The sequence below is a fragment of the Streptomyces nigra genome, from assembly GCF_003074055.1.
GTDB classification, from domain to species: domain Bacteria; phylum Actinomycetota; class Actinomycetes; order Streptomycetales; family Streptomycetaceae; genus Streptomyces; species Streptomyces nigra.
Genome location: NZ_CP029043.1, coordinates 90,970 through 106,231 on the forward strand (window position 1 = coordinate 90,970; position 15,262 = coordinate 106,231).

Consider the following 15,262-nt stretch of genomic DNA (forward strand, 5'->3'; position numbering starts at 1 on the left):
CGGCCCCGATTTCGCCTGTGTCAGTGTGCCTTGAGGCCGCGCCGGCGGAACTGGCCCCGTACCCGGTCCACCAGCGCCTCATCGGGGACCGGGGTGTCACGCAGGGGGAACGGGATGTCCAGGGCGTCGTACTTGGCGGCGCCGAGCTTGTGGAACGGCAGGATGTCGACCCGCTCCACGCAGGCGAGGCCGGCGAGGAATCCGGCGAGTCCCTCGACGGCGTCCTCGTCGTCGGTCCACCCGGGCACCAGGACGTACCTGATCCACACGCGCCGGCCCAGCCCGTTGAGACGGGTGGCGAAGTTCAGGGTGGGGGCGAGGGCGCCGCCGGTCAGCTTCCGGTACGTCGCCACGTCGAAGGATTTGATGTCCAGCAGCACCAGGTCGGTGTCGGCGAGGAGGGCGTCGGAGGCGCGGGCGCCGAGGAAGCCGGAGGTGTCGAGGGCGGTGTGCAGGCCGGCCTCCTTGCAGCGGCGCAGGACCGCTGCGGTGAAGGCGGGTTGGAGCAGGGGTTCGCCGCCGGTGAGGGTCACTCCCCCGCCGGCCGTGACGAGGAAGTCCCGGTACTTCTCGATCTGCGTCATCACCTCGTCGACGGTGGCCTCCCGGCCGTCTCGCATGTGCCAGGTGTCGGGGTTGGCGCAGTAGAGGCAGCGCAGGGGGCAACCGCTGCTGAAGAGGACGAACCGGGTCCCGGGACCGTCCACGCCGGTGGACAGGTCCCAGGAGTGGATCCGGCCGGTGACCGATCCCGGTGCCATGGTGGGGGGCACGATGCTCACAGCGATCCGTGGAAGGTGCGGCTGATCACGTCGAGCTGCTGCTCGCGGGTCAGGCGGACGAAGTTCACGGCGTAGCCGGAGACCCGGATCGTCAGCTCCGGGTACTTCTCCGGGTGTTCCATGGCGTCCTCCAGTACGGCGCGGTCCAGCACGTTGACGTTCATGTGGAAGCCGCCCGCGGACATGTAGGCGTCGAGGATGCCCACCAGGTGACCGGCTCGCTCCTCGGGGACGTGGCCGAGTCCCTCCGGGGTGATGGTGGTGGTCAGGGAGATACCGTCACGTGCCGCCTCGTAGGGCAGCTTGGCGACCGAGAGGGCGGACGCGGCCACGCCGTGCTTGTCGCGGCCGTTCATCGGGTTGGCGCCGGGGGCGAAGGGCAGGCCGGCGCGGCGGCCGTCGGGGGTGTTGCCGGTGTGCTTGCCGTACACCACGTTGGAGGTGATGGTCAGCACCGACTGCGTGTGCTCGGCGTCGCGGTAGGTGGGGTGCTCGCGCACCTTCGCCATGAACGACTCCACGAGGTCGACGGCGATCGCGTCGGCGCGGTCGTCGTTGTTGCCGTACGTCGGGAAGTCGCCCTCGGTGTGGAAGTCCACGGCCAGTCCGGTCGCGTCACGGATGACCTTCACGCGGGCGTGCTTGACGGCGGAGAGGCTGTCCACGGCGACGGACAGACCGGCGATGCCGCACGCCATGAACCGGTGCACCGGGTGGTCGTGCAGGGCCATCTCGATGCGCTCGTAGGCGTACTTGTCGTGCATGTAGTGGATGACGTTGAGTGCGTCGACGTAGGTCTGGGCCAGCCAGTCCAGGACTCGGTCGTAGGCGGCCGCCAGTTCGTCGTAGTCCAGGTACTCGCCGGACAGCGGGGGCATCTCCGGGGTGATCTGATCGCCGGTCATCTCGTCCCGGCCGCCGTTGACGGCGTAGAGCAGCGCCTTGGCGAGGTTGACGCGCGCGCCGAAGAACTGCATCTGCTTGCCCACCGCCATCGCGGAGACGCAGCACGCGATGGCGGTGTCGTCCCCGGTGCGCGGCCGCATCAGGTCGTCGGACTCGTACTGGACGGCGCTGGTGTCGATGGACACCTGGGCGCAGAACTCCTTGAAGCCGGCCGGCAGGCGGGGCGACCACAGGACGGTCAGGTTCGGCTCCGGGGCGGGGCCGAGGTTGTAGAGGGTCTGCAGGAACCGGAAGGAGGTGCGGGTGACCAGCGGGCGGCCGTCTGCGCCTACGCCGCCGATGGACTCCGTCACCCAGGTCGGGTCACCGGAGAACAGGGCGTCGTACTCGGGGGTGCGCAGGAAGCGCACGATGCGGAGCTTGATGACGAAGTCGTCGATCAGCTCCTGGGCACGTGTCTCGTCGATGCTGCCGTCGTCGATGTCGCGCTGGAGGTAGACGTCCAGGAAGGTGGACGTGCGCCCCAGCGACATGGCCGCACCGTTCTGCTCCTTCACCGCGGCGAGGAAGCCGAGGTAGAGCCACTGGACGGCCTCGTGCGCGGTGGCCGCGGGCCGGGTGACGTCGCATCCGTAGGTCGCTGCCATGGCGGCCAGCTCGCCCAGCGCCCGGATCTGCTCGGCGAGTTCCTCGCGGTCGCGGACGACGTCGGCGGTGGACGGTCGGGCGTCCAGCAGGGCGCGCTCCGCGCGCTTGGCCTCGACGAGCCGGTCGGTGCCGTACAGGGCGACACGGCGATAGTCGCCGATGATCCGGCCACGGCCGTAGGCGTCCGGCAGACCGGTGATGATTCCGACCTTGCGCGCGGCGCGCATCGCCGGGGTGTAGGCGTCGAAGACACCCGCGTTGTGGGTCTTGCGGTAGGTGTCGAACACCCTCGTGACGAAGGGGGCGGGCTCGTAGCCGTACGCCCTCAGCCCGTTCTCCACCATGCGCAGGCCGCCGTTGGGCATGATCGCCCGCTTCAGCGGGGCGTCGGTCTGCAGGCCGACGATCAGCTCGCGGTCGCGGTCGATGTAGCCGGGGGCGTGCGAGGTGATGGTGGAGGGGGTGGCCGCGTCCACGTCGAGCACGCCCCTGCGCCGCTCCTCGGGGAACAGCGCGCTGACCTTCTCCCAGACCGCGCGGGTGCGGTTCGTGGGGCCGGCCAGGAAGGAGGCGTCACCCTCGTAGGGGGTGTAGTTGGCCTGGATGAAGTCGCGCACGTCGATGCGCTCACGCCATCCGCTCCCGGTGAACTCCCGCCAGGCATCGGCGGTCCGGGGGCCGGCTGTCACCGTCGCGGTCATCACGGGTCCTCTCGTCGGACGGTCTTGTCACTGTCGATGCTCGTCGTGGGGGTCCGCGGCGAGGAGTGCCGGACAGGGCACCGGGCGGCTCCGTGCGGCCCCGACCGGCCGGGACCTTCGGCCCCGACCGGCGGCCGTGGTGTCAGCCGTGGGGAACCACGGCGACGGCACATCCGACGTGGTGCAGGACGGCGTGCGTGACAGGCCCCGGAACGGCACCGACGTGGTGATCGACCCCGCGGCGTCCCACCACCAGCAGGCCCGCGGCCCGGGCGGCCCGCACCAGGACCACCGCGGCGCGCCCCTCGGTGACCGTCTCGGTCACGCGGACGGTCGGGTACTTCTCCCGCCAGGGACGCAGCACCGCCGCCACGGTGCGCTCCTGGTCCGCCAGCTCCTGGGCCGGCGGCCGGGGCACGGGAGCCGGGCCTTCCGGGGCCGCGGACACCAGGGGCACGGACGGAACGGGCGCGGGCCGGAAAGCGTGGACCACCGACAGGCCGGTGCCACGCCGGCGGGCGGCGTCGAAGGCGAACTCGATCAGTTCGTCACAGGGACGGTCCGTCCGCAGCCCGAGGACCACGTGGCGGTAGGGCGTCCCCGGTATCTCCTCCGGGGCGACGCCGTCCGTGGCAGGCAGGTGCTCGTCGGCGGCGGACCGTCCCGCGCGGACCAGTGCGACCGGGCGGGTGGACCGGCCGACGACTCGCTGGGAGACGGAGCCCGTGAGGAAGCCGCCCACGGCTCCGAGGCCGCGGGAACCGAGGACCAGCAGGTCGGCGTCGGCCGCGGCCTTCAGCATGCCGGCCACCGTGGCGTCGCACACGAGCCGGTCGGTGATCCGCAGGCCCGGGTGGGCGGTCCGGACACTGCGTACAGCCTCGCCCAGGAGCTGCTCGGCCCAGTCGCGCTCGGTGCTGTCCAGGGGGATGTACGGCGGGGGGTGGGGGTGGCGGTGCCAGACGTGGACCACAGCGAGTCCGGTTCCTCGCCGCTCGGCCTCCCGTGCCGCCCAGTGCGCGGCGGCGAGTCCCTCGGGCGATCCGTCGACCCCCACCACGATGTCGTGCGCCATGACGTGTCCCCTCCCTGATCGTTCGATACGACGGCTTCGAGCCTCGGCCCGGCCGTGCCGGTGGTCCACGGGCCGTACAGCCCCGGCAGGGCGCCGATGGTCCCTCCGGAACCACCAGGGCGCACCGGGGCCGACCGGTCCCTCACCCGGGACGGCCGGCACCTCGTGCCGGGCCCGATCCCCGTCCGACGCTGAGGTCGTCACGCCCCCAACGCTCGAGGAGCGCAGCGTCATGGTCCGTTACGTGTACGACTTCACCGAGGGCGGCCGTGACATGGCCGATCTCCTCGGCGGCAAGGGCTCGAACCTGGCGGAGATGACCCGGCTCGGGCTCCCCGTACCGCCGGGATTCACCCTCACCACCGAGGCGTGCCGCGCCTTCCTGGAGACGGGCAGCGAACCCGCGGGCCTGTGGGGGGAGGTCTCCGCGCACCTGTCCGCTCTCGAGGCCTCCACCGGCCGTTCGCTGGGACAGCCGGACGACCCGCTGCTGCTGTCCGTCCGCTCCGGCGCGAAGTTCTCCATGCCCGGCATGATGGAGACGATCCTCGACATCGGCCTCAACGACGATTCCGTCCTGGGGCTGGCCGAGGTTTCCGGCAGCGAACGCTTCGCCTGGGACTCCTATCGCCGCCTCGTCCAGATGTTCGGCAGCACCGTCATGGGCGTCGACTCCTCCCGCTTCGAGGAGGCTCTCGCCCTCCTCAAGGACCTGCGCGGCGTCCAGGACGACGTGCACCTGACGGCGCGCGACCTGGACGAGCTGGTGGAGACGTACAAGAAGCTGATCCTCCTGGAGACAGGTGACCACTTCCCCCAGTCTCCCGCCGAGCAGTTGCGCCGGGCGGTCCTGGCCGTCTTCGAGTCCTGGAACGGCGAACGCGCCCGCCTGTACCGGCGCCGCGAGCACATCGCCGACGACCTGGGTACCGCCGTCAACGTCCAGCGCATGGTCTTCGGCAACCTCGGGGCCGACTCCGGCAGCGGCGTCGCCTTCACCCGCGACCCGGCCACCGGCCGCTCCGGCCTGTACGGGGACTACCTACCCGACGCGCAGGGCGAGGACGTGGTCGCCGGCATCCGCAACACCGTGCCGCTGGCCGAGCTGGAGCGCCTGGACGCCGCCTCCTTCGACGGGCTGCGCACGCACATGCGCACCCTGGAGAGCCACTACCGGGATCTGTGCGACATCGAGTTCACCATCGAACGCGGCACCCTGTGGATGCTCCAGACCCGCGTCGGCAAGCGCACCGCCGAGGCCGCCTTCGTCATCGCCGCCGAGCTGGCCGACGCGGGGCTCATCACACCGGACGAGGCGCTGGCCCGGGTGAGCGGCGAGGGCCTGGCCCGGCTGATGTTCCCCCGCTTCGACAACTCCTCGACCGGGACCGCCCTCGCCCACGGCGTCCCGGCCTCTCCCGGCGCGGCGGTCGGGACCGTCGTCTTCGACTCCGCCCAGGCGGTACGCCGCGCCGCGGCCGGCGAGAAGGTGATCCTGGTCCGCCAGGAGACCACCCCGGACGACCTGCCCGGCATGATCGCCGCTCAGGCGGTCCTTACCAGCCGGGGCGGCAAGACCAGCCACGCGGCCGTCGTCGCCCGCGGCATGGGCAAGGTCTGCGTGTGCGGCGCCGAGGAACTCACCGTGGACACCCAGGCCGGGCTCTTCACCGCCGCGGACGGAACCGTGGTCGAGGAGGGCACCGTCGTCTCGGTGGACGGCTCCGCCGGAGCGGTGTACCCGGGTTCGGTGCCGCTCGTGGACTCGGCGGTGATCCGGTATCTCGAGGACGGCCGGGGCGGCGGTGGCTCACAGGGCGTGGACGTGGTCGACGCGGTGGCCCGGGCGCTTGCCCGCGCCGACACCGTGCGGCGGCTGGAGGTACGGGCCAACGCCGACACCCCGGAGGACGCCGTCCGGGCCCGCCGGTTCGGGGCGCAGGGCATCGGCCTGTGCCGCACCGAGCACATGTTCCTCGGTGAACGCCGCAAGCTGGTCGAGCAGATGATCCTGGCCGACACGGACGCCGAGCGCGACCGGGCCCTGGCGGACCTCCTGCCGCTTCAACGGCGGGACTTCGTCGGCATCCTGGAGGCCATGGACGGTCTGCCGGTCACCATCCGGCTGCTGGACCCGCCACTGCACGAGTTCCTGCCCGACCACACCGAGCTGGCGGTGCGGATCGCCACGGCTCAGGCCCGTGGCGAGGAGCCGGACGCGCACGACGTCGAACTGCTCGGCGCGGTGAACCGCATGCACGAGGAGAACCCGATGCTCGGGCTGCGCGGCGTACGTCTGGGGCTGGTCGTGCCCGGCCTGGTCACCATGCAGGTCCGGGCGATCGGTGAGGCCGTGACCGAGCGCCTGTCGGCCGGTGGCGCGCCCCAGGCGGAGATCATGGTCCCGCTCGTCGGTGACGTCCGTGAACTGCGCCTCGTGCGCGCGGAGGTCCAGCGGGTGCTGGCCCAGGTCTCACGGGAGGCCGGAGTCGTCCTGGACTGCCCGGTCGGCACCATGATCGAGTTGCCCAGGGCCGCCCTGACGGCGGGCCGGATCGCCGAGGAAGCCGAGTTCTTCTCCTTCGGCACCAATGACCTGACACAGACGACCTGGGGTTTCTCTCGCGACGACGTCGAGGCGGAGTTCTTCTCCGCCTACCTCGACAAGGGCGTCTTCTCCACGTCACCCTTCGAGGCGATCGACCGCGAGGGGGTCGGCCGGCTGGTGGGCATCGCGGTCGCCGAGGGCCGCGCCACCCGCCCGGACCTCAAGATCGGAGTGTGCGGTGAGCACGGCGGCGACCCCGAATCGGTGCACTTCTTCCACACCGCCGGACTGGACTACGTCTCCTGCTCGCCGTTCCGGGTGCCGGTGGCACGACTGGAGGCGGGGCGGGCCGCGCTGGACGCAACCGAGGGGAACGACAGCAGGTGAACCGCGGGGGCGGGGCCGCTCGGCCCTCATGCCAGGGACCGGCCGCTCCTCCCTCCGGGGCCGGTCGCCTCTGTGACGGGAGCGACCGGCGCAGCAGGCTTGAGGCGACGCAGAACGAGCGATCACAGGGAGTGGAGCACATGACCGCCAAGGACATCGGTGCCCGTGGGACCGCCGCCGTGCTGGTCCGCGCCGAGGGCGAGGTGGACGAGGAATCTCTCGCCTACCTCCGCGAGAAGGTCGCCGCCGCGTTGGACCGGCCCGGCCTGCCGCCCGTGAACGGTGAGGTGCGCGTACGGCGGGCATCGGCCCATCACGTCGAACTGCCCTGGTCCGGGCGCACCGACATCCGGGTAGGCAGCAACCTCGTCGTCGTCCACGCACGCGAGGCGAGCGCCCGCGAACTCGCCGACCGGCTCCACGATCGGCTGCGCTCCGCCACCGAACACGTCACCCACCGAAGCGACACCACCCGCCGGACGGCCGCGCCGCCGCCGTGGCGCGGCGGCCCGCAGAACTAGGGCCTTTCGTTTGGATCGGACCGGGCTCGCGGGGTCTGATCCAAACGAAAGGCCCCTAGGCGCCGCACGGCGCCCGCCCGACCCGGCGGGGAACCGGAGCCGCCCCCGGCTCCGGGTGTCCCCCTGCCGCGCTCGTGAAGGAGATCCGCCATGACCGCTCACATCGTCGGCGAGGTAATGACCACGGACGTCGTCCACGCCCGCCGGACGACACCGTTCAAGGAGGTCGTCCGGCTGCTCGACCACCACCGGATCAGCGGGCTGCCGGTGATCGACGCCGACGACAAGGTTCTCGGCGTCCTGTCCGGCAGCGACCTCGTACGCGAACAGGCACACCGGGACGGCCCCGCACCACCCGCCGTGACGGCGGGCGACGTGATGTCGAGCCCCGCGATCACCGTGCACCCCGAGCAGACCGTGCCGGACGCCGCCCGGCTGATGGAGCGCCGCGGCGTCGAGCGACTGCCCGTGGTCGACGAGGCAGACCGCCTCATCGGTATCGCCACCCGCCGCGACCTGCTACGGGTCTTCCTACGAGCGGACGACGACATCCGCCGCCAGGTGACCGAGGAGATCGTCATGACCTCGCCGAACCTGCCGCCCGACGCGGTCCGCGTCTCGGTCCGCGACGGCGTCGTCACCCTCGACGGCCGGGTGGAGGCGCGTAGCCAGGTGCCCGAGCTCGTGCACGCCGTCTGGCGGCTCGACGGCGTGGTCGGCGTGGTGAACGCCTTGGGCTTCCGCGTCGACGACCTCGAGACACCCGCCGCGTTCCACCGGACCGGGAGCCCGTGACCTCAGCGGCCGGCGCTGCCGTGCGACTGGTCGGCGGCGCCGGGACCGACGGTCCCTGCCGAGCCGGGCCGGACGGACGCGAGAGGGGCCCTTCGGTGCCTGCCACGGCACCGGGGGGCCGCTGGAGAGTTGAGTCAGGGAGGGGCGCCGGTCCCCCGCGGTGTCCTCCCGTCCCGAGCCGCCGCATCAGCACGGCGGACCTGACAACGGAGGCACACCACCATGGCCCGACAGGACACACGGAACGAGGACCGCGTCCGGACCGACGCCCCGTCCGACACCGCGGTCGCCGTGGACCGTCTGGTCACGGCAGGACTCAAGGCACTCGCCGACTACGAGGCCCTCACCCAGGAACAGGTCGACCACATCGTCAAGAAGGCGTCGGTCGCCGCCCTGGACCAGCACACAGCCCTGGCCCGCCTCGCGGTCGAGGAGACGGGGCGCGGGGTCTTCGAGGACAAGGCCGCCAAGAACATGTTCGCGTGCGAGCACGTCACGCACAGCATGGGACACACGAAGACGGTCGGGGTCATCGGCCGGGACGACATCGAGGACATGGTCGAGATCGCGGAACCGGTGGGCGTGGTGGCCGCGGTCACCCCCGTCACCAACCCGACCTCGACCACGATCTTCAAGGCACTGATGGCGCTGAAGACCCGCAATCCGGTGATCTTCGCGTTCCACCCGTCCGCCCAGCGGTGCAGTTCCGAAGCGGCCCGGGTCGTGCGGGACGCGGCCGTCGCCGCCGGAGCACCGGAGCACTGCGTGCAGTGGATCGAGGCCCCGTCCGTCGAGGCCACCCGCACGCTCATGCATCACCCGGGCGTCTCGCTGATCCTCGCCACCGGCGGCAACGCCATGGTCAAGGCCGCCTACTCGGCCGGCAAGCCGGCCCTCGGGGTCGGTGCCGGCAACGTCCCGGCCTACGTCCACCGCAGCGCCAAGCTGCGCCGGGCCGTCAACGACCTGGTGCTGTCCAAGTCGTTCGACAACGGCATGATCTGCGCCTCCGAGCAGGCCGTCGTCCTGGACACGGAGATCTACGACGCCGCGATCACCGAATTCCGCGCCCTGCACGCCCATCTGGCCACCGCTGAGGAGAAGGCGAAGCTGGAGACCTTCCTGTTCCCCGCCGCCGGTGGTTCGGGCGCCGGCTGTGAACCCAAGGTCAACGCGGCAGCCGTCGGGCAGAGCCCGGCGTGGATCGCCGCGCGGGCCGGATTCTCGGTGCCGGCGGACACCTCGGTCATCCTGGTCGAGGCCGAACGGGTCGGCCCGGCCGAGCCGTTGACCCGGGAGAAGCTCTGCCCGGTCCTCGCCGTACTGCGCGCCGAGGACGAGCGCCACGGCTTCGACCTCGCCGCCGACATGGTCGCCTTCCACGGTCAGGGCCACAGCGCCGTCATCCACACCGAGGACCCGGCCGTCGCGGAGGCGTACGGCATGCGGATGAAGACCGTACGGATCATCGTCAACTCGCCGTCCTCACAGGGCGCGATCGGCGGCATCTACAACGGTCTGCTGCCCTCGCTCACGCTGGGGTGCGGCTCCTGGGGCAGCACCTCGGTGTCCAACAACGTCTCCGCCGCCCAGCTCCTCAACGTCAAGCGGGTCTCCACCCGCCGCAACAACCTGCAGTGGTTCAAGGTCCCGCCGAAGATCTACTTCGAGCCGCAGGCCATCCGCTACCTGACCTCCATGCCGGACGTCCGTCGCGTCACCATCGTCACCGACGCGACCATGACCCGGCTCGGATTCGTCGACCGGATCAGTCGCGTCCTGCAACGGCGCCGGGAACCGGTCACCCTCCAGATCATCGACAACGTCCGGCCCGAACCCAGCATCGACTCCGTCCAGCACGGCGCCGAGCTCATGCGGGACTTCCGCCCCGACACGATCATCGCGCTCGGCGGTGGCTCCCCCATGGACGCCGCCAAGGTCATGTGGCTGCTGTACGAGCAGCCCGGCATCGACTTCGCGGACATGCGGCAGAAGTTCTCCGACATCCGCAAGCGCGCCTTCCGCTTCCCCACTCTCGGCAAGCAGGCCCGCCTGGTCTGCGTGCCCACCACCTCCGGCACCGGCGCCGAGGTCACCCCGTTCGCCGTCATCTCCGACCCCGCGACCGGCAAGAAGTACCCGCTCGCCGACTACGCCCTCACCCCCAGCGTCGCGATCATCGACCCCCTCCTCACGACCGCGTTGCCCCCGGCGCTCGCCGCCGACAGCGGCTTCGACGCTCTCACCCACGCCATCGAGGCGTACGTGTCCGTCTACGCCAACGACTTCACCGACGGCCTCGCCCTGCACGCCATCCGCCTGGTCTTCGGCCATCTCGGGGCGGCCGTGAACGACCGTGCGGACGCTGCGGAGGCCCGGGAGAAGATGCACAACGCCGGCACCATCGCGGGCATGGCCTTCGGCAACGCCTTCCTCGGCATCGTCCACGCCATGTCGCACACTCTCGGCGCCACGTTCCACATCGCGCACGGGCGCACCAACGCGGTCCTGCTGCCGCATGTCATCCGTTACAACGGCACCGTCCCGACCAAGCTGACCGGCTGGCCCAAGTACGAGAACTACCGTGCCCCCGAACGCTTCCAGGACATCGCCCGCGCCCTCGGACTCCCCGCGGCCACCGCGGCCGAGGGCGTGGAATCCCTCGCCGCGGCCGTCGAGCGTCTGCGCGCCGCCGTCGGTATCGAGCCGACGTTCCAGGCCCTCGGCGTCGACGAGCGCGCCTTCCTCGACGCCCTGCCTCAGCAGGCCCTCAACGCCTACGAGGACCAGTGCGCGCCGGCCAACCCGCGCATGCCGATGCTCGACGACATGCAGGAGCTCATGCGCATGGCGTACCACGGCTGAAGAGGCAGTGCCGGGGGCTGCCGCGCGGGAGCCGACAGCTTCCGCACGGCGGCTTCGCCATGTCCGGCGGGGCCGACGTACCGAGAGGTCTCACCGCATGCCCTCACCGCGATCACCTCCTTCCTGTGCGCTTCCTGGACCGCCCCGCGCCGAGCGCTGTGCGGGGCCGCGCCCGGGTCCGTGAGGGGCACGGCAGGCTGCGGCTCGTCTCCGGCAGCGACCGCTCACGCCACATCGTGCGCCGCACCGGGCTGGCGGACGCCTCCGAGCTCTACAGGTCGCTGACGGCGGGCAGTTCTTCGCGGGCGCCACCCACTCGCCCAGGGAGCGGACGCAGCAGGACCCGGACTGCGGATCCGGCCTCCGCGGTCCGGGCCCCTCGGGTTCCCGTCAGCCGTCCCAACGTCCGGTCGGCCACCTCGGCCAGGTCGCCAGTTGCCCTGCCTGCGGCCCTGCGGCCGGGAACGTCAGCCGGAGCGGGTCCCACTGCCCGCCGGGTCCGGTGCAGATGCGGCTGTGGAGGGCCGGGGCTTGTCGAGCATGCCCGGCGCCCGTTCGGACGCCCTGCGCGAGGGCAGGCCACGGGTCGGTGCCAGGCGGGTGAGGACGGGACCGCACACTGCCAGAAGGATCACGTAGCAGGTCACCAGGGCCGCGAGGCGGTCCTGCGCGGTAGCGGCCAGTCCGATGACGACGACCGAGAACTCACCGCGGGCGACGAGCGCGGATCCGGCTCTCAGTCTGCCCCGGCGGCCCGCTCCTTCCCGGCCTGCGGCATACCACCCCGTGGCCACCTTGGTGATCGCGGTGATGAGGGCCAGGACCGCGGCGGCCGGCAGCGCGGGCAGCAGATGCCCTGGGTCGGCCGACATGCCCAGAGCGAGGAAGAACACCGCGGCGAACAGGTCGCGCAGCGGGCCCAGTACGGTCCGGGCCCGCTCGGCGGCGGCGCCGGTCAGGGTGAGCCCGACCAGGAAGGCCCCGACCGCGGCGGAGACGTGGACCATCTCGGCCAGCGCGGCGATGACCAGGGTGAACCCGAGCAACCTGAGCAGTACTTGCTCGGCGTCGGCCGGAGACAGAACTCGACCGACGTGATGTCCCCAGCGGCTCGACGCGCCTACCGCCGCTCCTACCACCGCGGTGGCCACGACTACGGCGAACAACGCTTCCCACCAGCTGCCGCCGGCGGTGACGACCGCGAGGAGAGGGAGGTAGGCGGCCATGGCGAAGTCCTCCAGCACCAGCACCGACAACACCGCGGGCGTCTCACGGTTGCCGAGCCGGCGCAGATCGCCGAGAAGGCGGGCGATGATGCCGGAGGACGATACGTAGGTCGCACCGGACAGGGCCAGGACACCTGCGGCATCGAGACCGAACAGCCATCCGGCCACGGCGCCGGGGATGGCGTTGAGAACGAGGTCCACGAGCGCGGACGACCGGTGACGGCGCAGACTGGCCGTGAACTCTCGGGCGGTGAAATCCAGGCCGAGGGTCAGCAGCAGCAGGATCAGTCCGATCGCGGCGCCGGTGTCGACGAACTCGCGGGCCGCCGGGACCGGCGCGATGCCTCCGTCGCCCACGGCGAGCCCCGCCACCAGGTACAGCGGTACGGGCGTCAGGGCGAAGCGTCTGGCGCCCGCAGCGATCAGACTCAACGCGGTCAGGATGATGCCCAGTTCCAGCAGCAGGGCTACAGGGGTGTGCACGGCTCAGCCTTGGATGATGCGTTGCACGCCAGTGATGCCCTCACGCGTGCCGATCACGACGAGCACGTCTCCTACGTGCAGGTGCTGGGCAGGTCCGGGTGAGGCGACGACGTCCTCACCGCGGACCACGGCCACGATCGAGGCACCGGTACGGGTTCGGGCCCGGGTTTCGCCCAGTGGCCGTCCGGCGCACGGGCTGCCGGTGCCGACCTCCACCCGTTCGGCGTCGAGGCCGGGGACTTCACGCGTCAAGTCGGCGAAGCGCTCGGCGATGCGCGGGGCGCCGAGGATCTCGGCGAGAGCGTCCGCCTCCTCCCCGGTGAGCCGCAGCACCGCTTGGGCCTCGTCGGGGTCGTCCCGCGGGTAGACCACCACCTCGAACGCCCCCGAGCGCTGGGCGACGACACCGATCCGGTCGCCCTCGTGGTTCACGAACTCGTAGCGCAGTCCCACACCGGGCAGCAGCACCTCGTTGACGTCCATACGTGTCCCCTTCCTCGCTGTGACGAACATGTTCTGTCCGCCCATCGGCGACCACCCGCGTCGCCGGCCGAAGCCGTCCTGCTTCGGGGCACGTGCTGAAGGAGACCGGGCGCGCTGCCCCGGCCTGCCTTCCAGACGGCCCACGGTCCTGCTCTGGTGCGTGCCCGGGGCCCTCGACGCTCTGCTCCGTCATCACGGCCGGGCGCGACGGGGGACGGCCCGCGCGGAACACCGGCAGGCCGGAGGACGTGCTGGTGGGGCGGGTCCTTGGGGTCCCGCCCCACCAGCTGTGTTCAGCGCAGCCACGTGTGGTCGCGGACGACCGGGAGCCTGGCGCACCACCGGCCCAGACCCAGCGCGTCACCCGCCGACACCACGGCCGAACCCCATCAGCACCCGCGCCGACGCGAAGACACAAGCCCCAGCGGTGAGCACGCCGGCCTCCGAACTCGCCTTCCCCGACACGGAAACCGCCCCGTCACGGCGGAACGACGGCAGACGGAGACCCGAACCACGGTGCGTGGACTGGTACAGGGCCATGACAGTGACCCCTTCACAGAAGATCCGGCCGGTTCCGGACACCACTCACTCTCCCGGACCCCACCCCCACGCACCCGACGCCGAAGGTCCACACCCCGAAGGCTCAACAGCCCCGATCCACGGGGACCTTCGGCCACCCACCGGCATGGGAAGAGCCCGCCTGTACGCGGCGGTGTCTCACCCCTCGCATGCAGGCGGGCTGACGATCGAACAGGCGGAAGCCTTTCCCTTGGCGTCACCTGTCCTGAGCAGCTTCCCGGTCAGTCGTGCGGGACCACCGCCACCGGAGCGACGGCATGGTGCAGCAACGCCTGGGTCACCGGACCGATATGAGCGCCGACCGCCGCCCGACGGATCTGCCTGCCCACCACCACGAGGGCGGCGTCGTAGGAGGCGTCGACCAGGTGGCGCCCGGCGCCACCGATCGTGGCCTGCGCGTGGATCTCCAGGGTGGGGTACCTGTCCTGCCACGGTCGCAGGACGTCGGACAGTTCGCTCCGTACCTGCTTGACCATGCCGTCGTTCATGTCGGGCATCAGCTCGCCGCCGTAGTAGTAGGGCGGCAGCGTCCAGCCGTGAATGATCCGCAGGCGGGCTGCGCGCCGTGAAGCCGCGTCGAACGCGAAGTCGATCACCGCGTCATCGGGCTTGTGCAGGTCCAGGCCCAGGACGACGTCACGGTGGCCAAAGGCGGCGGCGGTGACCTCGCGTGCCGAGGACTCCGGCGGCCCCTTCTCCTCTGCGTGTTCGGCAGCACGGACGAGGACGACCGGCCGCTCGCACGAGGCGAGGACGGCCTGGGAGACGGAGCCGAGCAGGTATCCCGCCGTCCTGCTCAGTCCGCGGGAGCCCAGTACCAGCAGTTCGGCCTCCTCGGCGGCCTTCAGCAGGGCCGGGACGGGCAGACCAGGGATCTCATCGGTGGCTATCGGCACTTCCGGGCCGGCTTCGGCGACGCGGGAGCGCGCTCGGGCCAGCAGGTGCTGGGCCGATGCCCGCTGGAGGTCGCTCGGCGGCACCGGCACGCCGAGTCCGGTCGCCGGTGCGAAGGCGGGGGCCTGCCACTCCCACGCGGTCACGAGCCTCAGCGGCAGGTTCCTCAGCTGTGCCTCGTGCGCGGCCCAGTCTGCGGCGGCCAGGCTCGCCGGCGAGCCGTCCAGTCCGACGGTGATGGTGCGGGTCATGGAAATCCTCCTTCAGGCTGCTTCGAGTCTTGGTCCCGTCAGGCGGCGGCAGCAGGGGCCACTGGTCCTCAGCCAGGAACCGACCGTCCCGCACTCCGACCCCCCGGCGCATCGCCTG

Annotated in this window: 10 protein-coding genes; 4 read left to right on the forward strand and 6 right to left on the reverse strand. The window is 71.5% G+C overall.

Annotated features, from left to right (window positions below):
- Positions 1-20: 20 nt before the first annotated feature.
- The 3 genes from pflA to DC008_RS00480 form a co-directional block, all read right to left on the reverse strand.
- On the reverse strand, positions 21-761 hold the full coding sequence (gene pflA / locus DC008_RS00470) for a pyruvate formate-lyase-activating protein (protein ID WP_108710491.1): 741 nt from the start codon (positions 759-761) through the stop codon (positions 21-23).
- Between the two features lie 17 nt (positions 762-778).
- Entirely contained in the window at positions 779-3,037 is a 2,259-nt protein-coding gene (pflB, locus tag DC008_RS00475) for a formate C-acetyltransferase (RefSeq protein ID WP_108705168.1), read from the reverse strand.
- A 142-nt stretch (positions 3,038-3,179) separates the two neighbouring features.
- Positions 3,180-4,112, reverse strand: a complete 933-nt coding sequence (locus DC008_RS00480; protein ID WP_108705169.1) for a universal stress protein — start codon at positions 4,110-4,112, stop codon at positions 3,180-3,182.
- A 232-nt stretch (positions 4,113-4,344) separates the two neighbouring features.
- On the opposite strand from DC008_RS00480, the gene ppdK reads away from it, so the two are divergent.
- From ppdK to adhE, 4 genes are all read left to right on the forward strand, one after another.
- Positions 4,345-7,047 (forward strand): pyruvate, phosphate dikinase, encoded by a 2,703-nt coding sequence (gene ppdK, locus DC008_RS00485; protein WP_108705170.1) that lies wholly within the window; start codon positions 4,345-4,347, stop codon positions 7,045-7,047.
- Between the two features lie 140 nt (positions 7,048-7,187).
- Positions 7,188-7,568, forward strand: coding sequence for a hypothetical protein (locus DC008_RS00490; protein WP_108705171.1), 381 nt, complete (start codon positions 7,188-7,190; stop codon positions 7,566-7,568).
- A 150-nt stretch (positions 7,569-7,718) separates the two neighbouring features.
- Positions 7,719-8,363, forward strand: a complete 645-nt coding sequence (locus tag DC008_RS00495) for a CBS domain-containing protein (protein WP_164492239.1) — start codon at positions 7,719-7,721, stop codon at positions 8,361-8,363.
- A 222-nt stretch (positions 8,364-8,585) separates the two neighbouring features.
- A complete protein-coding gene (gene adhE / locus DC008_RS00500; protein ID WP_108705172.1) occupies positions 8,586-11,228 on the forward strand; it encodes a bifunctional acetaldehyde-CoA/alcohol dehydrogenase in 2,643 nt (880 codons plus the stop codon).
- Between the two features lie 467 nt (positions 11,229-11,695).
- Here adhE and DC008_RS00505 read toward each other — a convergent pair whose 3' ends face one another.
- The 3 genes from DC008_RS00505 to DC008_RS00520 form a co-directional block, all read right to left on the reverse strand.
- Positions 11,696-12,937 carry a cation:proton antiporter gene (locus DC008_RS00505; RefSeq protein ID WP_108705173.1) on the reverse strand — a complete coding sequence of 414 codons (1,242 nt, stop codon included), beginning with the start codon at positions 12,935-12,937 and terminating at the stop codon, positions 11,696-11,698.
- Between the two features lie 3 nt (positions 12,938-12,940).
- Entirely contained in the window at positions 12,941-13,420 is a 480-nt protein-coding gene (locus tag DC008_RS00510) for a cation:proton antiporter regulatory subunit (protein WP_108705174.1), read from the reverse strand.
- A gap of 800 nt (positions 13,421-14,220) precedes the next feature.
- Entirely contained in the window at positions 14,221-15,144 is a 924-nt protein-coding gene (locus tag DC008_RS00520) for a universal stress protein (protein WP_108705175.1), read from the reverse strand.
- Between the last annotated feature and the right edge of the window lie 118 nt (positions 15,145-15,262).